The organism is Sodalis endosymbiont of Henestaris halophilus, from assembly GCF_900161835.1.
Lineage (GTDB): Bacteria > Pseudomonadota > Gammaproteobacteria > Enterobacterales > Enterobacteriaceae.
The window spans coordinates 1,554,133-1,569,271 of the sequence record NZ_LT897836.1 but is presented as its reverse complement, the minus strand read 5'-3'; the positions used below and the strand labels follow the sequence as shown (position 1 = coordinate 1,569,271).

Here is a 15,139-nt window from a genome sequence, read left to right as displayed (position 1 = left end):
AAAACCGGCTATGACTAGCATTAGTATGGACTTACTTCAGTTATGTTCGTCTTGGTTATCAAGACCTACTCGTCAGGTGTAATGAACACTATGATCTGTAATGTCCGCAAGGACAGAAATTAGCGCGGACTTTGTGCTCGCTAAATGTAGAAGCATATTAATTTTGTGGTAGTCAACAACTTAGTTGTTAAAACCCACCCACGGTTTTTTGGTGTTCAAGAAACAGATCTGTTTTGTCATCACAGCGCGGTAATAAATGTACATACTACGAGGAATTAGATCGCTCAAATCTGGTTGATAGAAATTAGTAGTGCGTCGTATTTTGTGTTGAGTAGAAAGCTAAAAATATATATTTTATGACTGCGTTTTTTATGGGATCTCATCACGGCCAGATAACTAAAATAGATTCACGTACGACTATCCTGTTTGGTTGTAGTCGGTCAAAAGATATCTTTTCACAAGTATTTTGCTGTCATTTCTTAATCTCACTTAGTCTTAATGTACTAATCAGCTATTTCTGATTACGGGAAGATAGTTTACTAAATATTTTCTTGGGTTGCCAATTTGTTTTTTAGCAACTGCAAATGGTAGAGCGAGGTAGATTTATTTGTTACCAGATAACTGATAACGTTCAGTGGTAGCACAATGGTAATTATCATTGATTAAGCTGCATTTGTTGTTGGTGTTTGTTATTTTAAGCACGACCAGTATATCAGCTATGCAGCGAGTATCTAATAAAAGTTATACATATAAAAATGCTTTGATATTTATGCTACTAACGGAATGATGTCGTGCTTAAGCAGCTCTTCAGTCTGCAAGAAATGATATTTCCTAGCTTTTTAGGATTACGGCGACATCGGTATTAAAATCGACCGGCATTTGAATTCACTGCTTGATTTTAATCTTTCGTATCATTACTGCTTGCAGAGCAATCCATGTGGTCACTGTGAATCGAAAGCTTCTTCACTTGTATAGTAGATTTAGTTTGTTATAGAATGTCACGCATGATTGATTTTTTTTGTTATTAAACTACAGAAACAATTTTCTAAATCATGATTGAATCACGATTCAGATCAGTTCATGCTATATTTATCTTCTGATATAAAATTTGATAATCCAACTGCAGATCATCGACTCGATAACGGTAACTATCACGCAAATAAATTATTTATTACCTTAATTCCTACTATTAAATCGTTACCGATAATGCTATTTATCCTAATCCTAATTATATTATTGATGATCAAGCTGGCAACCATCAGATTAGAAATCTGCTCAGGAACGATGCTGATAACCAACGCAAGAATTTTGCGATAAAATTGATAAATTTTTATTTACATCATAAAGATTTTAGTGATTCTAAGAGAAAACTTGTTGAGGTTTAAGATTGCGATCTGTAAACAATTATAAATATTTTATCAAACAATTTTAGTCCAGCACAGCCGAACTAGTTAGCTCGGTGCATAATTAAAATTGCCTGCATTCTGGGACATATAGTTTTGTTAACGATAACATGCATTTTATAATCATTAGGTTGTAAAATTTCTAAGTCTTAATCCACGTTGGATATTATATGTTGACTAGCAAGTCAGATGTTGTCCTTAAATGGTAGTTATAGTTTAATAGTGAATAGAGTGTCTCTCAAGTGATTTATATGAATATTAAATAAAGTTGCAGCCAACTGATGTCGCCAATTGCTAGGGTAATAATAAGAGCATTGTGGGAATGAATACATTGATGCAGTAAACAATGATTAATAAAAGAAAAACAGATGCTTCTGATAAATTTAGCAAAGTAATATAGCACGATTACGGTGCTAGTAATGTACCGTCCAATGTGCGATGGAGATAAAAATTCCATTGATTTCATCTCCATTAGGAGATGAAATGGCCTACTACGTGGTATTTTGCTCTTTATAGCCATTAAGCTTATTTAAGCTAATATTTTGCTAAATATAAGCAAAAGCACGTTAACTAGTTGATTAATCTTATAATCACTATTGCGTCAAAGTGATTTACTGTGATAAATTTCGCGTGGTAAATACGAAAGATTAGCTAGATATTTTGTTGTAACTATTTGTTTATACAAATTTTAAGTTAAATGAATGAAAATTAAATTCTTGCATTTATGATGCATAAATTTCGAGCTAAATATGTTGTTTTAATATTGAACTTTGTTAAATATAATTAACTTAACTTCATTACCCATATATAATTATGGATTGCTTAAGTTCATTCTCTACTTATAGTTTTGGCGAAATATTGCTGCGATTCTCCTCTAATTATTGGCGTTTACTCTCGTAAACTATGCTAGTTTGTAGCATATTAAAACGTTTTTCTGTTATAGTTTTCATAAAATTATTAGCACAGTCTGGTGCGGCAATAGTGCATGCATATCTTTATGTAATCTTGTAGGCTCTAACAATATAGATGTGGTCTCCACACAAGCTCCCCATATGCGTGGGGGAAGTCGTGATAATGTTAAGCCGTCTTTCGCGGGCTTAGTTTTAAACCACAGAAAATTATTCAAACTGTAGTAATTATTACTCTTATTTGGGATGAAAAGGATGATTTAAAATCAAGTGTTTATTCGGGGACACAGCAGCATTTACTCATGATTACCATCGAGCAATTTAGTGTTTGCATGGTTTTTAATTATCTCTTTTGTAAGTTAAATCAGTCAGTTCACTTGATAGTGGCAATAAATCAAGAACTAATTCATGCATTAAAAATTATTCAGATATAATGCATTAATATCAGTGCCAGATAATGTTTTTTTAAACTCAGAACTGCAATAAGCTGACAAAGCATTGCTGACAGATCGCGGTAATAACAACTTTGTTGGTTAGCTACAAAGTTTTACGCTATATACATGGGTGATATTCTGGTTAAGATACTATGGGTGTAACCCATTATATATTAGTATAATTGATGATACAAACCTCCATTTTACTATCTTATAACATAACTATTAGCGTGACAAAACCTTCTATGGTGATATTTCTAATCTCCTAAATTTAGGAGACATAATTTACGCTATGTTTAAAGATGTTTTAGAAAATTATACTGGTAGAGTCGATAAAATCAGTTTCCAGATTAGGTTGTTTGATAGATTTTTAATTGTCTGATGTCAGTAGCATGAGAAGTAGATATTTTTCTTGCTGTTATTTCTGTAGTCGCTAGGTCTTTATTTGTTTAGTGCTTAGCTGAAATCCAGATGTTAGTCAAATGAATCAAAACAGGTGCCATTTTCAGAGTTGAATAACACGAGAAGGATAATGAAAAATTAATCTCTTAGAAATAACTTAAAGATAATAATGAAATATTCTTCTTTAAATATAGAGATTAATTCCTGTACGCTGGATATAGCACATTAACAAATGGGATAAGAAATAATTTATAAATTGATAATTTTTACGATGATTTAGGTTTTGACGTAGCGCTAAACATTTTAGCATTTTAGCTAGCACTTGAACCTTAACTTTATTTTGCGATATTGCTCTTATTGACATCCTGTTAGTAACATATAGGTTATCGACAATCTTCATCTAATTGTAGACCGTAGCACAAAAATGAAAGTTAACAAAATAATTGATAGAACGGCATTTAAAACATTTTGTTACGCGTTGATATAAAAAGTTTTGGGTCACGCTTTTGCTATCGGTAACACTATAGTGCATTCGCTATCTTAAATTAAGCACTTATAAGATATGTGCATGGAATAAAACCATTCTGGTTCTTCGATCGTAAGTCCCATTGCTACGAGATTTGTCTGTAAGTTAGTAAAGAAGCTTAGACCACCGTATCTTTACCGGGACTGACATACAGTATTGTGTCATTAGTGTGACTAATTATAAACTTATCAACGATAAAACGGAATGAAACAGTTTTTTCTATGTTGGATCTATATATGTGCTCTTACACATCAGGAAGTTGCGTCTTATCGTAGTCAGAGTTAAAACCATAGTAGCTTATCTAGTGGTATTACTGGCAAATTGTGGTGAGGTAAATGAATAAGGTATTTAATTTTAGCTCCGGTCCGGCGATGCTGCCAGTAGCAGTTTTGCGTAAGGCTGAGCAAGAATTGTGTAATTGGCATGGTTTGGGAACATCAGTCATGGAAATTAGCCATCGTAGTAAAGAATTTCTTGAAGTGGCTCAATCTTCCGAGCAAGATCTGCGGGAACTGTTGGCGATTCCCGAAAATTATAAAGTTCTATTTTGCCAGGGTGGTGCGCGCGCACAATTTGCGGCTGTTCCGATGAATTTGCTGGGGGATGACGATAGCGCTGATTATATTGATGGAGGTTATTGGGCGCGCAGCGCGATAAAAGAAGCACAAAAATATTGTGATCCACAGGTAATCGATATCACCACTAAAATAGACGGCTATCGCGGTATTAAACCGATGCAGGATTGGACTTTATCCGCCGATAGCTCTTATGTACATTATTGTCCGAATGAAACTATTGACGGTTTGGCGATTGATGAACTACCTGATTTCAGCGATCGGGTAGTGGTAGCTGATTTTTCCTCCTCGATTTTATCGCGCCCGCTAGATGTCAGACCCTTTGGAGTAATTTACGCCGGAGCGCAGAAAAATATTGGGCCGTCGGGGTTAACATTGGTCATTGTGCGTGAAAATTTGCTAGGTAAAGCGCGCAAAGCGCTGCCATCTATTCTTGACTACAGTGTGTTGGCTAAAAATCATTCAATGTTTAATACACCGCCGACATTTGCTTGGTATATGTCGGGGCTAGTGTTTAAGTGGTTAAAAGAGCAAGGAGGGCTTGCTGAAATGCATAAACGCAATCAGGAGAAAGCTTCGTTACTATACCGTACTATCGACGAGAGTGCTTTTTACCACAACAACATCGCACCAGCTTACCGTTCGCGCATGAACGTGCCATTTCAATTAGATAACTGCAAACTTGATGCGCTGTTTTTGCAAGAGGCTCAGACCGTCGGTTTGCATGCCTTACAGGGACACAGTGCGGTAGGCGGCATGCGTGCATCGTTGTATAATGCCATGCCTCTAGCAGGTGTGCAGGCGTTAGTAGATTTTATGTTAGGTTTTATTCGTCGCCACGGTTAACTTTTATAACCACGTTGTTGTCCGTTTCTGGTACGCGTTGCCCCTAGCTTACTTGCTAAGCTAGGATGCTTATTTTCATTGCTAATACGACACAACAGGTTCCTAAAGTGTTTCACTTACAACGTATTTTCTTTATAATACAGATTATATCTCCTGGCTGTTTGCTATTAAATAAGTTTTATGATCTTGCACCTAAGCTGTTGGCAGAATGCATGTGTTTTTTTGTTGGAGAACGTATTATATAATGCAAGAGTTATTAACTATAAATCCCATCGCGCACGTTGATGGCACTCTTAATCTACCGGGTTCCAAAAGCGTATCTAATCGAGCCCTATTGCTAGCAGCACAGGCTGCCGGTACTACACGTTTGATCAACCTCCTCGATAGCGAGGATGTTCACCATATGCTGACTGCTTTGGGTCAGCTAGGAGTTAATTACTGCTTATCGGCGGATCGCCGCTGCTGCGAAATCTATGGCCTCGGTGGCCCACTGCGTGCGGATAATGCACTGACAATATTTCTTGGTAATGCCGGCACCGCCATGCGGCCCCTGGCAGCTGCGCTTTGCTTACAGACACAGGATGTGACGCTAACCGGAGAACCGCGCATGAAAGAGCGGCCTATTGGACTTTTAGTGGACGCGCTACGACAAGGAGGAGCGAGCATTGAATATCTTGAAAATGAGCACTATCCGCCGCTGCGTTTGCGCGGCGGATATCAAGGCGGTGATATCACTGTTGACGGTAGCGTCTCTAGTCAGTTTCTTACCGCGCTGTTGATGATGGCGCCTATGGCGCCACAGGATAGTCGAATCCGCATTAAAGGCAAGCTGGTATCTCTGCCATATATCGATATAACCTTGGGGTTAATGAAAAGTTTTGGTATTGAAGTCTGGCATGACAATTATCAAGTGTTTTACCTCACTGGTAACTGCATATACCGTTCTCCGGGGGATTATCTTGTAGAAGGAGATGCTTCCAGCGCCTCTTATTTCTTGGCTGCGGCAGCAATTCGTGGCGGTACTGTACGGGTAACCGGTATCGGCCGCCAAAGTTTACAAGGAGACATCCGTTTTGCCGATGTGCTTGAGAATATGGGTGCTATTATTCGTTGGGGTGACAATTACATCGAATGTAGTCGTTCTGCATTGCACGCTATCGATATGGATATGAATCATATTCCCGATGCGGCAATGACTATCGCGACTACTTCGTTGTTTACTGATGGTGGTACCACAACATTGCGCAATATTGCCAACTGGCGCGTAAAAGAGACTGACCGATTAACGGCGATGGCTACAGAACTACGCAAAGTGGGCGCGATCGTTACCGAGGGAAAAGATTATCTGTCAATCACGCCGCCCACTAGACTCATTGCGACCCGCATTAGTACGTATAACGATCATCGGATGGCGATGTGCTTTGCGCTTGTTGCGCTGTCTGATACCCCAGTTATCATTCTAGAACCAAGATGTACTAATAAAACTTTCCCAGATTTTTTTGCTCAGTTTGCATCGTTAAGTATTCCGGCTACATTAGCATAGTGATGCTATGACCATGTATAAGCATTACGGTGACGCTTAGCGTTTTAAAGGAAAATATAATGACGGTAATAGTTCCAGTAATAACTATCGATGGACCGAGCGGTGTAGGGAAGGGGACGCTCTGCAAGGCGTTGTCAGAAGCTTTACAATGGCATTTACTGGATTCTGGTGCTATCTATCGGGTATTAGCTCTGGCGGCCTTGTATCACCGAGTAACTATTGCCAGCGAGGAATCTTTAGTGCCGCTTGCTGCCAATTTAGATGTTAACTTCGAGATTGAATATGGTTCGCTTAAAGTAGTGCTGCAAGGGGAAGATGTCAGTCAGGCCATACGCAATGAAACAATTGGCAATATCGCGTCGCAAACAGCCGCGTTTCCGCGCGTGCGTGCAGCGCTATTGCAGCGTCAACGCGCGTTTCGCGCCGCGCCTGGTCTTATTGCCGATGGTCGAGATATGGGGACTTTAGTTTTTCCAGATGCACGGGTAAAGATCTTTCTTAATGCGTCATCGGAAGAAAGGGCATATCGCCGCATGCGACAGTTGCAAAAAAATGGTTTTCATGTTACTTTTAAGGATCTTTTATCTGATATAAAAAAACGTGACGATCGTGATTGCAATCGCGCAGTAGCTCCATTGATGCCGGCAGTTGCTGATGTGTTGGTGCTAGACTCCACTTATCTAACCATCGATGAAGTAATATCTAAATCTTTAGCGTACGCTAAGAAGATACTAGCAATATTATAACGAAGCAGTTATTAATTTACTTTGCAGCAAGAAAAGGTCGCATGACGTATATTATTATTCCATGAAGCAGGAGTAATGATATAGTAATTAATTACAAATGAAGATTATCAAATATGAAAGAATCTTTTGCTCAACTTTTTGAAGAATCTATGAAGGAAATTGAAACCCGTCCTGGTTCCATCGTTCGCGGGGCTGTTGTATCTATAGCGAAAGACGTGGTTCTGGTTGACGCCGGCTTGAAATCTGAATCTGTGATTCCTGTCGAGCAGTTTCGCAATGCCTATGGCGAGCTCGAAATTAAAGTAGGTGATCTGGTTGACGTCGCTTTGGATGCCGTCGAAGACGGGTTCGGCGAAACACTTCTGTCCCGTGACAAAGCTAAGCGTCACGAAGCCTGGCTAATGCTAGAAAAAGCTTATGAAGAAGTAACTACTGTGATCGGTGTTATCAACGGGAAAGTTAAAGGCGGTTTTACCGTGGAGTTAAACGGTATTCGTGCGTTTCTTCCAGGTTCTTTAGTTGATGTACGTCCTGTTCGTGACACTTTACATTTAGAAGGTAAATCACTTGAGTTTAAAGTGATTAAACTGGATCAAAAACGTAACAACGTTGTTGTTTCCCGTCGTGCCGTTATCGAATCCGAAAACAGCGCTGAACGCGATTATTTGCTAGAAAACCTTCAGGAAGGCATGGAAGTTAAGGGCATAGTGAAGAATCTGACTGACTATGGTGCATTCGTTGATATGGGTGGTGTTGACGGCCTATTGCATATTACTGATATGTCTTGGAAGCGCGTAAAACATCCGAGCGAAGCCGTGAATGTTGGTGATGAAATTATTGTTAAAATACTTAAATTTGATCGTGAGCGATCCCGCGTTTCTTTAGGCTTAAAACAGCTTGGCGAAGATCCATGGGCTGCTATCGCGCAACGTTATCCAGAAGGCACTCGCCTGACCGGTCGTGTGACTAATTTGACCGATTACGGTTGTTTTGTTGAAATCGAAGAAGGCGTTGAAGGCCTAGTGCACGTTTCTGAAATGGACTGGACCAACAAAAATATCCATCCATCTAAAGTGGTTAATGTGGGCAGTGTGGCTGAAGTCATGGTTCTGGACATCAACGAAGAACGTCGTCGTATCTCCCTGGGTTTAAAGCAGTGCAAATCCAATCCTTGGCAGCATTTCTCTGAAACTCATAATAAGGGCGATCGTGTTGAAGGAACAATCAAATCGATTACCGACTTTGGTATTTTTATAGGCTTAGAAGGGGGTATAGACGGTTTAGTGCATTTATCCGATGTTTCCTGGAACCTTGTCGGCGAAGAAGCAGTTGGTGCATACAAAAAAGGTGATGAAATCGAGGCTGTAGTTTTGCAAGTTGACGCAGAACGCGAGCGTATTTCCTTGGGTCTAAAGCAGCTGACTGAAGAACCATTTAATAACTACCTGTTTTTGAACAAAACAGGGGATATTGTTAGTGGTAAAGTTATAGCAGTTGACGCAAAAGGTGCGAGAGTAAAATTAGCAGGAGGCGTAGAAGGTTATGTGCGCGCTTCCGAAGCTTCGCGTAACCGTGTAAAAGATGCTACACTAGTCCTGAGTGTCGGCGACGATGTGGAGGCAAAACTCACTGGCATCGATCGCAAAAATTGCATTGTTAACTTATCTGTGCGTGCCAGGGATGAGGATAATGAAAAAAAAGCTAACAATATCATGAAAAATAAGCAAGAAGATGGGAGCGTTTACAACGCTATGACTGAAGCCTTTAAAGCAGCAACCAAAGGAGAGTAATAATAACTGGTTTGCGGAAACGACTTTACTTCTATCCTATAATTAATTTATTATACTGCTCTTAAAAGAGCAGTATGAATTTAGAGAAATCATGACCAAATCTGAACTTATCGAAAAACTAGTTGACCAGCATGTTCATATCCGGGCAAAAGTAGTTGAAAATGCAGTAAAAGAGATACTCGAGCATATGGCGACGACACTCGCCGCTGGCGAACGCATCGAAATACGCGGTTTCGGTAGTTTTTCCCTTCATTACCGCGCCTCGCGCATCGGTCGCAATCCTAAAACTGGTGATAAGGTAGAGTTGGATGGCAAATGTGTTCCACATTTTAAACCAGGTAAAGAGTTACGCGATCGTGTCAATAGCTACGTTTAGCTGTTTCGTTACGGCGACCGATATAAAACAACGAGCGGAATTAATATTTTGTGGAGTCGCTGACAACCAGCATTAGTTTAACCAATATTTCAAACTGTGGTGGATTAGACGCGCGTTGTTTGTAGTATATTGTATAAATTATGACGCGGATAGTTAACAATTATCTATCAAGACGATAAAAGTAAATTATGTCAAGCAACATTCATTATTAACCTCTTATCGAAATTACATGCTCATTTTTTTATTACCATTAAAAGATCCTACTTAGAGTGTATAATGTTGAGTAAGCACCAATGTCAGTAACGTGCAGAGAAAGCAATGCTAATCAAGAAGATTGCTCAATTTGAGCAATGGTATTTTTTTGATTAATTCAGCAAAGGAAAATTAAAAATCATTCGAGGTCTGCTTTACTTGATCACTTAATAAAATTCGAGCCTGAGATCGTCAGTTTATTCTGCACATCACGACCTATAGTGTACGATGAAGGTTAATGCATCGCTTTTGTATCAGTTTGGGTAATTTGTTAAAAAAGCAAAAGAATAAATACTAGCTTACTCCTTTTTGTGGCAAGTATTATTAATGCAGTCCATTTTACTTCATGCTAAAAGTTAATGAGATTAACGAATATGAAGATAATGTGTTAAGCGTAACTTCGGTAATGAGTTGCTTAATCTGCAGTACCATTATGTTGATAGGCATAAATGATGCTGTAGCTTTTATTGGTCTAGCAATAGTCACTAGTTAAGCAAGTTGCTATAAAGTTAGTTTTAATATCGCCGATACTTTTATTAATTGCGTCGTTGCAGCTGATCTCTAAAGCATAAGAAAAATAAACGTTATAGAAAGACCACTTCACCTTTTGTTTGCACTTGCGGTACGGTCATTACCGTATTATCTACGTCCTGATTACTCCCATAATGCCTAATGATATGTAATGATTGTTTCTTACTTTTTTATCGAATCCTCCTAACAGGAGGGATTGTCAATGTTATTATTAATGATTTTGCAAGTACTGGCCATAATAATAAATAAGGCGTGCCATTGTTGTTTTGTAGAGCGGATGACCGAGGCGTCAGTACATCGCGTTTATTTTACTCCCTAACTGCTTTAAGATTATTGTTTTTACCGACAGTTGTATTGACTAAGTTTGCTCTGTTATCCCGGGCAATCATCACGCTTTATTATGTTTATTGGTGCGAAATAAACAATATTGAGCCAGAAATAATTAAATGCTAGTAACCCCGCCTAGTCATACTGAATATCTTGGTTGATAAAATTATCAAATATTCATCGAGCATTTCCATGTATACGGGTTTAATGTTCTGGGCGAAATAGCGTGGTAGCGACCAAACAAAAGCTGGTGTGTTGGGGTGTATGAATCAAGAGCAATTCGATAGCTAGTTAATACATAGTGTATTTGAAAGCTACATATCAGTCTCGAGTTATGGTTTAATTAACCATAATGCGTGAGCAGCACAATTTGCATTACTGTTCATCTTTATCGTCTTGAGGTTCCCACTACTGTTTTAATGGTTATGATCCTCGCGCGGGGTGGGATATGTAATGGCAGCCCAAATACGAGTTTCTCCGCTTAGCACAGTTCTTTGACGCTGATGTTTTTGATCGTCATTTGCCGGCAAAATTTCCACGCTGAGTTTGTCTCATATTTTGCTGTAATACTAATTGCTAATCAGCATAAGAGCTGGTATGGCTATAATAAATAATAGTTAATATTTTCTTTTACCACAGAGGAGACGCTGATTTTATTCTTTTGAGGGGTATTTGCTGCCTACTCTAGGCAATCAATGAGCTTGTTGTATTTTCAGTGTGATATTATTTTGCTGCTTATATAGTTTTTTTATTTTCTACAATATAAACCTTGTGCTGGTACTATCGGTCAAATTGGTAGTAAGCGTCGATGGCGTCTTTTATCAAAATATTAGTCATTCTAGAAGCTATCATTAATAATGCAGTTAAAAAGGAGATGTAAGCTTTCAGTTATAGCAATTTTACAGAATCTCTGATTGATTGGTACAATGATGACGCCTCTAGTACCGTTTGAGCAGCAGAGATGTTTGATATTCTTTGGGGGGGGGATAAAACTAAAGCCTGAATCAGTATAGTTGACTGGTATGGCGCCATTATTTAATGATATCTAACTAATAGCATGGAACCCCCACATTAGGGCGCGTTTATCATTGTTGATACTCCATACTTTTAAGTCGTCAAATACGGGAACATCGTGTGGATAAGAATTAAATTCTTAAGATATTTAAGAGAGCACCAGCTCCGGGGAAATAACGACTTCTGTGTATGCTGTGGATAAGATAATAGACGCTTGCAATTTATTTGTATAAGCTATATCGAATCCCAGGCAAAATAAGCGCTGTGACGCCTAAAAATCAACCCGCGGTGCGTGGAAGATCCTTCAGGTTTATCTTCTCTCTGCTTACATCATCATAGTAAAAACTCCCTAGCCTCTTTTTCTGGAGGTCGGGTTGTGATCTTTGTAAGTGATAATTTAACTTAAATAGCATGCTACACAATAAACCACCATGTAGGCTTTCTTCTTTTGGCGCTCGGGTTTTTATGTGGTTCTTCACAGGAGTCTGTATTCGTGTGTCTGAGCATTTACTCTGAGTGCGGTATAGAGTTAAACAGCTGAGCCTGCATTTTTATTGTCAATAATAGGTATAATTAGATTATAGGAGTTTCAATATTTTACCTATACTATGTATGATCAGTTGTTTTGCGCGCCTCGCTAAATAGGTAAAATAAGCGGCTATTTAGATCCTGGCACTGGTAAATAAATGCTAAAAGAGAAAAATCTTTTCACCTGGCAGACCTTTCGTCGCCTTTGGCCTATGATCTCACCTTTTAAAATAGGTGTAATCGTCGCAGCAATTGCCCTGATACTTAACGCTGCTAGCGATACCTTTATGCTATCGCTGCTCAAACCCCTGTTAGATGATGGATTTGGCAAAACTAACAGCAATATTTTGGTCTGGATGCCGCTGGCAGTTATAGGTTTGATAGTGTTGCGTGGTGTCAGTGGTTTTATCTCAAGCTATTGTGTAGCCTGGGTTTCTGGCAAAGTAGTAATGAATATGCGACGTCGCCTGTTTAACCATATGATGGACATGCCAGTATCTTTTTTTGACCAGCAATCTACTGGAACCTTGCTTTCGAGAATTACTTACGATGCTGAACAAGTAGCTTCATCATCCTCTGGCGCACTTATTACCGTAATTCGTGAAGGAGCTTTAATTATCGGCCTATTCACGATGATGTCTTATTATAGTTGGCAGTTATCACTAATTTTATTGGTGATTGCGCCGGTAGTATCTTTTGCCATCCGTCAAGTGTCAAAACGATTCCGTCAAATTAGCAAAAGAATGCAAAATACTATGGGTCAGGTTACCACCAGCGCAGAACAAATGCTTAAAGGTCATAAGGAAGTGTTGATTTTTGGTGGTCAGAAAGTAGAAAACGAGCGTTTTAACAGCGTTAGCAACTGCATGCGCCAACAGGGCATGAAAATGGTTGCTACTTCCTCAGTTTCCGACCCTTTAATCCAATTTATCGCATCGCTAGCACTAGCTTTTGTTCTGTATGCTGCAAGTTTTCCATCAGTAATGGAAACCTTGACTGCAGGTACCATTACTGTCGTTTTTTCGTCAATGATTGCTTTGATGCGCCCATTAAAATCTTTAACTAATGTGAATGCTCAGTTTCAGCGCGGTATGGCAGCTTGCCAGATTCTTTTTTCTATCCTTGACATGGCAACCGAAAAAGATGATGGCACGGTAGAAGTTAAACGCGTGAAAGGTAATATTACCTTTAAACATGTCACATTTTCTTATCCGGGTAAAGATACTCCTTCGCTGCACGACATCAGTTTGACCATCCCGGCGGGACATACAGTGGCTTTGGTGGGTCGTTCTGGTTCCGGTAAATCGACTATCGCTAATTTGCTAACGCGTTTTTACGATATTCAACAAGGACAAATTCTGCTAGACGGCACAGATTTACGTGCCTATAAGCTTGCTCCACTACGTAACCAGGTAGCACTGGTTTCCCAAAATGTGCATTTATTTAACGATACAATTGCTAATAATATCGCTTATGCTTGCAAAGCCACTTATTCCCGTAAGCAGATCGAAAGTGCGGCTTGCATGGCTTACGCTATGAATTTCATCGAAAAAATGGAAATGGGTCTGGATACAGTGATAGGCGAAAATGGTGTCTTACTTTCTGGCGGGCAGCGTCAGCGCATCGCTATTGCCCGCGCACTGTTGCGTGATTGCCCAATACTTATTCTTGACGAAGCCACCTCAGCGCTTGATACGGAGTCTGAACGGGCAATTCAAAAAGCGTTGGAGACGTTGCAGAAGAATAGGACCTCCTTGGTTATCGCTCATCGCCTATCTACTATTGAAAAAGTTGATGAAATTTTAGTGGTAGAGGAAGGACGGATTGTCGAACGTGGTAATCATAAGGATTTGATATCTATTCAGGGGGTTTATGCCCAACTTCACCAGTTACAGGTTGGTCAATGATTGCTCGCATCTGGTCCGGATCCTCGCTACTGTATTTATTACTCCTGCCAATTTCCTGGTTGTATGGTTTTATAACAGTTCTTATTCGTTACAGCTATCGCCGTGGCTGGCAAGAAGTGCATCGTTTTCCACTGCCAATCGTAGTTATAGGTAATCTGACTGTTGGCGGAAATGGCAAAACCCCAGTCGTATTATGGCTGGTCACGCAACTACAAGAGCGAGGTTGGCGAGTTGGGGTGGTGTCTCGTGGCTACGGTGGTCGTTCTGTGCATTATCCGCTGCTGCTAGACGTTAATACCACAAGCGATCAATGTGGTGATGAACCGTTGTTAATCTGGCAGCGAACCAGGGTGCCAGTAGCGGTAGCACCGCGGCGTGCTACCGCGGTGGCACTACTTCTACGCTCACATTCCTTAGATGTGATTGTAGCCGATGATGGTTTACAGCATTACGCGCTAGGACGTGATATCGAGTGGGTTGTTGTTGACGGCGAACGTCGATTTGGCAATGGCTGGTGGCTTCCTGCCGGTCCTATGCGTGAACGGACAAGCCGATTGAAGCAGGTACATGCAGTTATTGTCAACGGCGGCAAAACTCACCATGGTGAGGTATCTATGTGGTTTAAATCCGGCACCGCTGTTAATTTACTGAGTGGCGAATTTCGTGCGCTTAGCAAATTAATTCCGGTCGTGGCTATGGCCGGCATTGGTCATCCGGCTCGTTTTTTTGCTATGATACGCGCTAGTGGCGTGATTCCAATGCGGGAGATAGTATTTAACGATCATCAGGTTTACCGACAGCAAGTACTCAGCGCACTAGTCACACCCGATCAACATTTGCTCATGACCGAGAAGGACGCGGTTAAATGTCGCTCCTTCGCCTACGCTAATTGGTGGTATCTACCAGTAGATGCCCAGGTGCCTGCCACCGCGGCACAAGATTTGCTAATACCAATCGAGCAGGCCATCCGGCGCTATATGCCAAGTTGCGGATAAGTAATACAAAAAAGTAACTCTTGTCTACATAGGAGT

At 40.0% G+C, this 15,139-nt stretch carries 7 protein-coding genes; all 7 read left to right on the top strand.

Features of this window, described 5'->3' with window-relative positions; genetic code table 11:
• Nucleotides 1-4,008: 4,008 nt before the first annotated feature.
• The 7 genes from serC (at nucleotide 4,009) to lpxK (ending at nucleotide 15,103) form a co-directional block, all read left to right on the top strand.
• Nucleotides 4,009-5,094 (top strand): 3-phosphoserine/phosphohydroxythreonine transaminase, encoded by a 1,086-nt coding sequence (gene serC, locus HBA_RS03310; RefSeq protein ID WP_097032578.1) that lies wholly within the window; start codon nucleotides 4,009-4,011, stop codon nucleotides 5,092-5,094.
• 244 nt (nucleotides 5,095-5,338) lie between these two features.
• Nucleotides 5,339-6,637, top strand: a complete 1,299-nt coding sequence (gene aroA / locus HBA_RS03305) for a 3-phosphoshikimate 1-carboxyvinyltransferase (RefSeq protein WP_097032577.1) — start codon at nucleotides 5,339-5,341, stop codon at nucleotides 6,635-6,637.
• A gap of 59 nt (nucleotides 6,638-6,696) precedes the next feature.
• Nucleotides 6,697-7,383 (top strand): (d)CMP kinase, encoded by a 687-nt coding sequence (gene cmk / locus HBA_RS03300; RefSeq protein ID WP_097032576.1) that lies wholly within the window; start codon nucleotides 6,697-6,699, stop codon nucleotides 7,381-7,383.
• A 113-nt stretch (nucleotides 7,384-7,496) separates the two neighbouring features.
• Complete coding sequence (gene rpsA / locus HBA_RS03295; RefSeq protein WP_097032575.1) at nucleotides 7,497-9,173, top strand: 30S ribosomal protein S1; 1,677 nt, start codon at nucleotides 7,497-7,499, stop codon at nucleotides 9,171-9,173.
• A gap of 91 nt (nucleotides 9,174-9,264) precedes the next feature.
• Nucleotides 9,265-9,549 carry an integration host factor subunit beta gene (gene ihfB / locus HBA_RS03290; RefSeq protein WP_097032574.1) on the top strand — a complete coding sequence of 95 codons (285 nt, stop codon included), beginning with the start codon at nucleotides 9,265-9,267 and terminating at the stop codon, nucleotides 9,547-9,549.
• Nucleotides 9,550-12,359: 2,810 nt separating this feature from the next.
• Nucleotides 12,360-14,108 (top strand): lipid A ABC transporter ATP-binding protein/permease MsbA, encoded by a 1,749-nt coding sequence (gene msbA, locus HBA_RS03285; RefSeq protein ID WP_097032573.1) that lies wholly within the window; start codon nucleotides 12,360-12,362, stop codon nucleotides 14,106-14,108.
• Complete coding sequence (lpxK, locus tag HBA_RS03280; RefSeq protein WP_097032572.1) at nucleotides 14,105-15,103, top strand: tetraacyldisaccharide 4'-kinase; 999 nt, start codon at nucleotides 14,105-14,107, stop codon at nucleotides 15,101-15,103. Before msbA ends, lpxK begins: the two co-directional genes overlap by 4 nt.
• Nucleotides 15,104-15,139: the final 36 nt, after the last annotated feature.